At 69.2% G+C, this 8,000-nt stretch carries 6 protein-coding genes and 1 riboswitch; of the genes, 4 read left to right on the forward strand and 2 right to left on the reverse strand.

The window, feature by feature from the left end; translation table 11 throughout:
• Positions 1-48 precede the first annotated feature (48 nt).
• The gene (locus H5J33_RS01635) at positions 49-729 is read right to left on the reverse strand and encodes a hypothetical protein (RefSeq protein WP_258564811.1); all 681 of its coding nucleotides are present in this window, start codon (positions 727-729) and stop codon (positions 49-51) included.
• Between the two features lie 76 nt (positions 730-805).
• On the reverse strand, positions 806-1,765 hold the full coding sequence (locus H5J33_RS01640) for a 3-oxoacyl-ACP synthase III family protein (RefSeq protein ID WP_258564812.1): 960 nt from the start codon (positions 1,763-1,765) through the stop codon (positions 806-808).
• Between the two features lie 602 nt (positions 1,766-2,367).
• Between H5J33_RS01640 and H5J33_RS01645 the strand changes: the two genes are divergently transcribed.
• The 4 genes from H5J33_RS01645 to H5J33_RS01660 all read left to right on the forward strand — a co-directional run bounded on the left by H5J33_RS01645 (position 2,368) and on the right by H5J33_RS01660 (position 7,952).
• Complete coding sequence (locus tag H5J33_RS01645; RefSeq protein ID WP_181792985.1) at positions 2,368-3,435, forward strand: ubiquinol-cytochrome c reductase iron-sulfur subunit; 1,068 nt, start codon at positions 2,368-2,370, stop codon at positions 3,433-3,435.
• Positions 3,432-5,087, forward strand: coding sequence for a cytochrome bc complex cytochrome b subunit (locus H5J33_RS01650; RefSeq protein WP_181792987.1), 1,656 nt, complete (start codon positions 3,432-3,434; stop codon positions 5,085-5,087). The genes H5J33_RS01645 and H5J33_RS01650 overlap by 4 nt, the downstream gene beginning before the upstream one ends.
• A gap of 108 nt (positions 5,088-5,195) precedes the next feature.
• Complete coding sequence (gene trpD / locus H5J33_RS01655; RefSeq protein ID WP_181792988.1) at positions 5,196-6,260, forward strand: anthranilate phosphoribosyltransferase; 1,065 nt, start codon at positions 5,196-5,198, stop codon at positions 6,258-6,260.
• Between the two features lie 81 nt (positions 6,261-6,341).
• A riboswitch (SAM riboswitch) is annotated at positions 6,342-6,458 on the forward strand.
• 132 nt (positions 6,459-6,590) lie between these two features.
• Positions 6,591-7,952 (forward strand): aminotransferase class V-fold PLP-dependent enzyme, encoded by a 1,362-nt coding sequence (locus H5J33_RS01660; protein ID WP_181792990.1) that lies wholly within the window; start codon positions 6,591-6,593, stop codon positions 7,950-7,952.
• Positions 7,953-8,000 lie beyond the last annotated feature (48 nt).

Consider the following 8,000-nt stretch of genomic DNA (forward strand, 5'->3'; position numbering starts at 1 on the left):
CTTCGTCGTGGTGCGGAGCGGGGCGGCCGGGGCCGCCCCGCGGCGGGCTCAGGCCTCGGCGGTGCCGAAGCGGTGCTCCAGGATCCGCTTGAGGTTGCCCATCTCGATGCTGTGGCCGGCGTGGAAGACGGGCCAGATGTCACCGACCCACACACGGTCGGTGCGCGCCCGGCCCTCGGCGATGTAGTCCGGGACGTTCTCCGTCGCACGGTCGTAGTACGGGTGCTTGCAGTTGGTCCACAGCACCACGGTGCCCGGCTTGTTCAGGACCTTCGACGAGTCGATGATCGTCAGGTAGTAGCGCATCCACAGCTCGTGGCCCTGGTCCCAGGCGCACGGGTAGACCACGAGACCGTGCTCGGGGCCCTTCTGCGCCTCGGCGCGGATGTAGATGTCCGTGTTCGGCTGGATCATCTCGTCCGCGCGGTACAGACCGCCGCCGAGGTGCTTCATGTTGCGGATGCTGTACGTCCACTCCTCCAGGGAGCGGGCGTTGGCCGCGTACTCGAAGACGATGTCGTAGGGGACGTTGATGTGCTCGGCGAGGGAGCAGTACTGACCGAAGATCTCGCCGTGGTCGTACGTCTCCTTCGTCTTGCTCTCCATGAGCTTCATCATGTCGTCCATGCCGGTGTTCTCGTTCCACACCAGGTCCAGGCCCTCGAGGTCGGACCGGTCCAGGACGTAGTTCTGGGCCAGACCCGACTCGTCGGGAACGCGCTGGGACATACTTCTCCTCATGCAGTGGTAAAAGAATGAACGAAATGAAGCGAAAGGGAGCGGGCAGGCGGGATGCCCAGGAAAGTCAGTTCCAGCGCCAGACCATGGAACCGACGAGTTCTCCGCCGTGCGAGAAGGTCGCGAACGCGATGAGATCGCCGGGCGAGATCATCTTCTTGTCGAGGGCGTCGGCGAATGTCACCGGAAGGGTGCCCTGGAACATGTTGCCGTACGTGCCGAGCGTGTCGTGCGCCCGGGAATCGTCGAATCCGCAGCGCTTGCGCCACTCCGCGACGTATTTCTCGTTCGGCTGGTGGGTGATCAGGAAAGCGATGTCCTTGTTCTCCACCCCGGCCTTCTCCAGGGCGATGTCGACGGCCTGGGGAAGCTGTTCCATGGTGACGGTGTACAGCCGCGCCAGCATGGACTGGTCGAACTTCACGGTGAGCGCGCCGGAGCCGGCCGACCAGTAGGGGATCTCCATGCCCTCGACGGTGTCCGGCTCGACCTTGAGCGCTCCCCAGTTCTCCCCGAAGGCCTGCTCGTGGATGGAGAGGATGGTCGGTGCGTCGCCGGCCGTGACGAGGGTGGCGGACGCGCCGTCGCCGAGCACCCGGGACTCGGGCGCCTTCTGGAACTCCTCGAGGCGGGAGATGAAGTTGGTGACCGTGACCACCGCGACCGTGCGGTACTGGCCCGAGTCGATGAAGGCGCGGGCCGTGCTGATGGAGGAGATCCAGGAGCAGCAGCCGTTGTCCACCTGGAGCACGGCCGCCTTGGTGGCGCCGACCGCGTACTGGATGGCCGTGCCCGTGCCGGGTGAGAAGGCGTCGTTCAGCTGGGAGGCGCAGATGATGAGGTCGACGTCGGCCGCGGCCACGCCGTTGCGCTCCAGGAGCTTCTCGAGGGCCTTCGCCCCCAGCTGGGCCGACGTGTAGTCGGGCCAGGCGAAGCGCCGCTCGTGCACGCCCGCGAAGAAGGCGTGGTCGCCGAGGTCGCCGCCCTCGCTCGGCAGCTCGCTGTTCCTGACCACCCGCTCCGGCATGAAATTAACCACGTCGACAATGCGAGTTTGTGACACGAATTTTTCCCCGTCTTTATGCTGGTGCTGCCCGCGGAATCGCCGATCGGACATATGCCGGGGCCTCGAGAGAACAATGAGAAAGCTCGTTGACCGGCCCCGCTTCCCCCGTCGTGTGCGCCGGCGACGGAGGGGAATTCTCTTGCGCGGTGAGAACGAAAATCACCTTATGATCACGGCGATAACGGATCGATACCGGCGAGGTAACCAGATGGTAACGTTCGGTCAGCTGTTTGACCGAATCCAGCCATACCGCAGCGAGTTGATGACCCGTCGGGTTCCGCGGTACGGCCGATTTACCGCAGCGGGCCGCCAAACGTGAGCTTCCTAACGCCGATTCACCTCTGGCCGGATTACGGGGTGATGAACAGGGCCCGGCCGGACGGCACCGGGCCCGGCCGTCCGGCGGTGCGCGCGCCCTCCCGGAGGCGGGCGTACGAGACCTCCCCGGTCGGCGGTTCCGGCCCTTGTGTTCGAAACACCCCCGGCCGGAGTAATGGCCCGGCTATCCGGACAATCTGCGTAGTACGGTGTGAATACACCAAACCACGGCGGTCTGGAGCACTATGGGAAACCGGGACATGCCGGAAGGGCGTCCGCGTGCCGAGCAGCCCGCCGGCGACGGTGTGCACGGTGCCGTCTCCGTGGCCGACGAGGAGAATCCGTTCGCGGACCCGGGACTGCCGCCGCACGAGCACCGGATCCAGGACGTCGACGAGCGGGCCGCCAAACGGTCCGAGCGCACGGTGGCACTGCTGTTCACGGTGTCGATGCTGGCCACGATCGGCTTCATCGTCGCCTACCTGCTGATCCCGAACGGCAAGTCGGTCTTCGTCTTCCCCCTCGGCCGTATCGGCGCGATGAACTTCGCGCTGGGTCTGACGCTGGGCGTGGCGCTGTTCTGCATCGGCGCGGGCGCGGTCCACTGGGCGCGCACGCTGATGTCGGACGTGGAGATCGCCGACGACCGGCACCCGATCGAGGCCTCACCCGAGGTGCGGGCCAAGGTCCACGCGGACTTCCGTCAGGGTGCCGCGGAGTCCGGGTTCGGCCGCCGCAAGCTGATCCGCAACACCCTGCTGGGCGCGATGGCGCTGGTGCCGCTCTCCGGCGTCATGCTGCTCGGCGGCCTCGGACCCGCGCCCGGCACCAAGCTGCGCCACACCCTGTGGGCCAAGGGCAAGCGCCTGGTCGACATGAACACCGACCGGCCGCTGCGTCCCGAGGACGTGGCCGTCGGCTCGCTGACCTTCGCCAAGCCCGACGGCCTGGCCGAACGCGACGAGGACTTCCAGAACGAGATCGCCAAGGCCGCCCTGATGGTCATCCGGCTCCTGCCGGACGACATCAAGGACAAGCGCGAACTCGACTGGTCGCACCAGGGCATCGTCGCCTACTCGAAGATCTGCACCCACGTCGGCTGCCCGATCTCGCTGTACGAACAGCAGACGCACCACGTGCTGTGCCCCTGCCACCAGTCCACCTTCGACCTCACCGACGGCGCCCGAGTGATCTTCGGCCCCGCCGGCCACGCCCTTCCGCAACTGCGCATCGGCGTGGACAGCGAGGGCTACCTCCAGGCGCTCGGCGACTTCGAGGAGCCCGTCGGTCCTGCTTTCTGGGAGCGCGGATGAGTACTGCAGCGAACGAAACCCCGAGGTCCGGCGCGGCCGGCCGCCGCCGCGGGACGGCACCGGCGGGCGAGCGCCTCGCCGACTGGGCCGACGGCCGGCTGGGGCTCTACTCCCTGGCCAAGGCCAACATGCGCAAGATCTTCCCCGACCACTGGTCGTTCATGCTGGGCGAGATCTGCCTCTACTCGTTTCTGATCATCATCCTGACGGGTGTCTTCCTGACGCTGTTCTTCCACCCGTCGATGAACGAGGTGACGTACCACGGCGGCTATGTCCCGCTCCAGGGGCAGATGATGTCCGAGGCGTTCAGCTCGACCCTGCACATCTCCTTCGACGTGCGCGGCGGCCTGCTCATCCGGCAGATCCACCACTGGGGCGCGGTCGTGTTCATCGCCGGGATGTTCGTGCACATGATGCGAGTGTTCTTCTCCGGCGCGTTCCGCAAGCCGCGCGAGCTGAACTGGCTGTTCGGCTTCCTGCTGTTCGTCCTCGGCATGTTCACCGGCTTCACCGGCTACTCGCTCCCGGACGACCTGCTCTCCGGCACCGGTGTCCGCTTCATGGAGGGCGCGATCCTGTCCGTGCCGATCGTCGGCACGTACCTGTCGTTCTTCCTCTTCGGCGGCGAGTTCCCCGGCCACGAGTTCGTGGCCCGCTTCTACACCATCCACATCCTGCTGCTGCCGGGCATCATGCTGGGCCTCGTGGTGGCCCACCTGATCCTGGTCTTCTACCACAAGCACACCCAGTTCGCGGGCCCCGGCAAGACCGAGAACAACGTCGTCGGCATGCCGCTGCTGCCCGTCTACATGGCCAAGGCCGGAGGCTTCTTCTTCCTGGTCTTCGGCGTCCTCGCGGCCCTGGCCGCCATCGCGCAGATCAACCCGATCTGGGCCATGGGCCCCTACCGCCCGGACGAGGTCTCCACCGGCGCCCAGCCCGACTGGTACATGGGCATGGCCGAGGGCCTCATCCGCGCCATGCCGGGCTGGGAGATCAACTTCTGGGGGCACACCCTCGTCCTGGGCGTGTTCATCCCGCTGGTCGTGTTCGGCCTGATCCTCGTGGCCATCGCGGTCTACCCGTTCGTGGAGGCGTGGATCACCGGCGACAAGCGCGAGCACCACATCCTGGACCGCCCGCGCAACGCCGCCACCCGCACCGCGTTCGGCGTCGCCTGGCTGACCGTGTACTTCGTGATGCTGATCGGCGGCGGCAACGACATCGTCGCCACCCACTTCCACCTGTCGATCAACGCCGTCACCTGGTTCGTCCGGATCTCCTACTTCGTCGGCCCGGTCATCACCTTCCTCATCACCAAGCGGATCTGCCTGGGCCTGCAGCGCCGGGACCGCGACAAGGTGCTGCACGGCCGCGAGACCGGCATCATCCAGCGGCTCCCGCACGGCGAGTACATCGAGGTGCACGAGCCGCTCAGCCAGGAGCAGCTGCACACCCTCACCTCGCACAAGCAGTACACGCCGGCCGAGATCGGCCCGACCGTCGACGAGAACGGCGTCGAGCGCAAGGTCCCGGCCTCGGAGAAGCTGCGCGTGAAGCTGTCCAACGCCTACTACGGCGAGGACAGCCAGATCCCCAAGCCCACCGTCGACGAGTACAAGGAGATCGCGAGCGGCCACGGCCACCACTGATCCCGCGCGCCGAGGGGCCCCGTCCGCGAGCCGGACGGGGCCCCTCGGCGCGCGTCCGGCTGGATAGGGTGGTGTACGACGAGCAGGCATCTGGACAAGGAGCGGCTGATGAGCGCTGTGACCCCCGCTGGAGGCGACACCGCGGCGGGCCGCTCCTGGCCCGCCCTGCTGAACGGTCTGCTGGAGGGCCGGAACCTCTCCGCCGACGACACCGCCTGGGCGATGGACAAGATCATGCGCGGCGAGGCGACCGACGCGCAGATCGCCGGGTTCGCGGTGGCCCTGCGGGCGAAGGGGCAGACGGTCGAGGAGATCACCGGCCTGGTCCGCACCATGTACGAGCACGCGAACGTGATCGAGGTGCCCGGCCGCACCGTCGACATCGTCGGCACCGGCGGCGACGGGGCCAAGACGGTGAACATCTCCACGATGGCCTCGCTCGTCGTCGCCGGCACGGGCGCGAAGGTCGTCAAGCACGGCAACCGGGCCGCTTCCTCGGCGTCCGGCTCTTCCGACGTGCTGGAGAAGCTCGGGGTCAACCTCGACCTCACGCCCCGCCGGGTGGCCGAGGTCGCGGAGGAGGCCGGCATCACCTTCTGCTTCGCCGTGAAGTTCCACCCCGCGCTGCGCCATGTCGGCGCCGCGCGCGGCCAGTTGGGCATCCGGACGGTGTTCAACCTGCTCGGCCCGCTGACCAACCCGGCGCGGGTGCGGGCCCAGGCGATCGGTGTGGCCGTCGCCCGCGAGGCGCCGATCGTCGCGGGCGTGCTCGCCGAACGCGGCAACTCCTCACTGGTCTTCCGCGGTGACGACGGGCTGGACGAACTGACCACGACCGCCACCTCCCGGGTGTGGGTGGTGCGCGACGGCAAGGTCACCGAGGAGTCCTTCGACCCCCGGGACGTCGGCATCGGCCTGGTCCCGGTGGAGGCCCTGCGCGGCGGCGACCCGGCCCACAACGCGGAGGTCGCCCGCCGGCTGCTGGACGGCGAGCGCGGCGCCGTACGGGACGCCGTGGAGCTGAACGCGGCGGCGGCGCTGGTGGCCCTGGACCCGACGGACGAACCGCTCGCCGACCAGATCCGCGCGGGGCTCGCGAAGGCCGCCGAGTCCATCGACTCCGGGGCGGCCCGACGGGCGCTGGAGCGCTGGGTGGCCGCCAGCAACGCCTGACCGGCCCGGCAGGGTGGGCCGTCCCGCGATCCGGACACCGGGTTGCGGGGCGGCGATCACTTCACGTACGTTCCTGTACCAGGTCATGAGTGACAGTCATGAGGCCCCGGCCGACTGTCCGGCAACCCTCCGTCCGTGGCGGGGTGCCCCGGGTGAAGACCAGGCCGTGGACAGCAAGGTCCACGGCAAGCGCGGATCCCTCGTGCCACCAGGGATCCTGGTCGTCGAGGAGTCTTCCGTGAGCAAGCGAATGCGTTAGGGCCGCAGAGCCCCGCCTCCGCACACCCTTTTCCCTTTCAGCTTCCTCGTATTCCGTCACGGGAGTCCGCCATGTCCGTCTCCACCGCTGCCGCCGACCAGTCGCTTTGCACCCCTCTGCCCGTTCTGGGGCGTGATGTCACCGTCCCGCTGGTCACCGGCGGGGAGGTCACCTACGCGGCCCTCGACTACGCGGCCAGCGCCCCCGCCCTCCAGCGCGTCTGGGACGACGTCGCCGCCTACGCCCCCTACTACGGCAGCGTCCACCGCGGGGCCGGCTACCTCTCCCAGCTCTCCACCGACCTGTTCGAGAACGCCCGCAGGACGGTCGCCGAGTTCCTCGGCTGCCGCCCCGGCGACCAGGTGGTCTTCACCCGCTCCACCACCGACTCGCTGAACCTGCTGGCCCGGGCGATCCCGGCCGACTGCCAGGTCTTCGTCTTCGAGACCGAGCACCACGCCTCCCTGCTGCCCTGGCAGCACGCGCACGTCACCTACCTCGACGCCCCGCGCACCCCCGGCCAGGCCGTGGAGATCCTGGAGCGGGCCCTGGCCGGCCGCGATCCGTACGGCCCCGCCCTGGTCTGTGTCACCGGCGCCTCCAACGTCACCGGCGAGCTGTGGCCGGTGCGCGAACTGGCCGCCGCCGCGCACGCCCACGGCGCCCGGATCGTCCTGGACGCCGCCCAACTCGCCCCGCACCACCCGGTGTCCGTCACGGACCTCGACGTCGACTGGATCGCCTTCTCCGGCCACAAGCTGTACGCCCCCTTCGGCTCCGGCGTCCTGGCCGGGCGCGCCGACTGGCTCCAGGCGGCCGAGCCCTACCTCGCGGGCGGCGGCGCCAGCCGCCGGGTGACCCGGCGCGAGGACGGCGGGGTGGCCGTCGAGTGGCACGAGAGCGCGGCCCGCCACGAGGCCGGCTCCCCGAACGTCATCGGCGCCTACGCCATCGCCGCCGCCTGCAAGGCCCTCACCGAGGCCGGCTGGGACACCCTGGTCGCCCGCGAACAGCACCTGATCGCCAAGGTCCGCGCGGGCCTGGCCGAGGTGCCCGAGGTGCGCGTGCTGTCCCTGTTCGGCGACGACGCCCCGCGCGTCGGCGTCCTCTCCTTCGTCGTCGACGGCTGGAACAGCTCCCACTTCGCCGCCGCGCTGTCCGCCGAGTACGGCATCGGCGTGCGCGACGGACTCTTCTGCGCACACCCGCTGGTGCGCACCCTGCTCGGCAGCGACCCGCAGACCCAGGGCGAGTGCGGAGCCCCCGAGGCCGCCCCCGGCGAGAAGTCCCTCAACGCCATCCGCGTCAGCTTCGGCGCGGGCACCCCCGACGAGCACGTGGACCGCTTCGTGAACGCCGTCCGCGAACTCGTCCGGGACGGCGCGAAGTGGCAGTACCGCACGGAGGAGGGGCGCTGCGTGCCGGCGGTGTGAGGAGCGCCCCGCCGGGGGTTCCGGGCCCGGCGGGCGCCCGGGCGCGTA

Origin of the sequence: Streptomyces sp. WELS2 (genome assembly GCF_013870595.1) — a bacterium.
GTDB lineage: Bacteria > Actinomycetota > Actinomycetes > Streptomycetales > Streptomycetaceae > Streptomyces.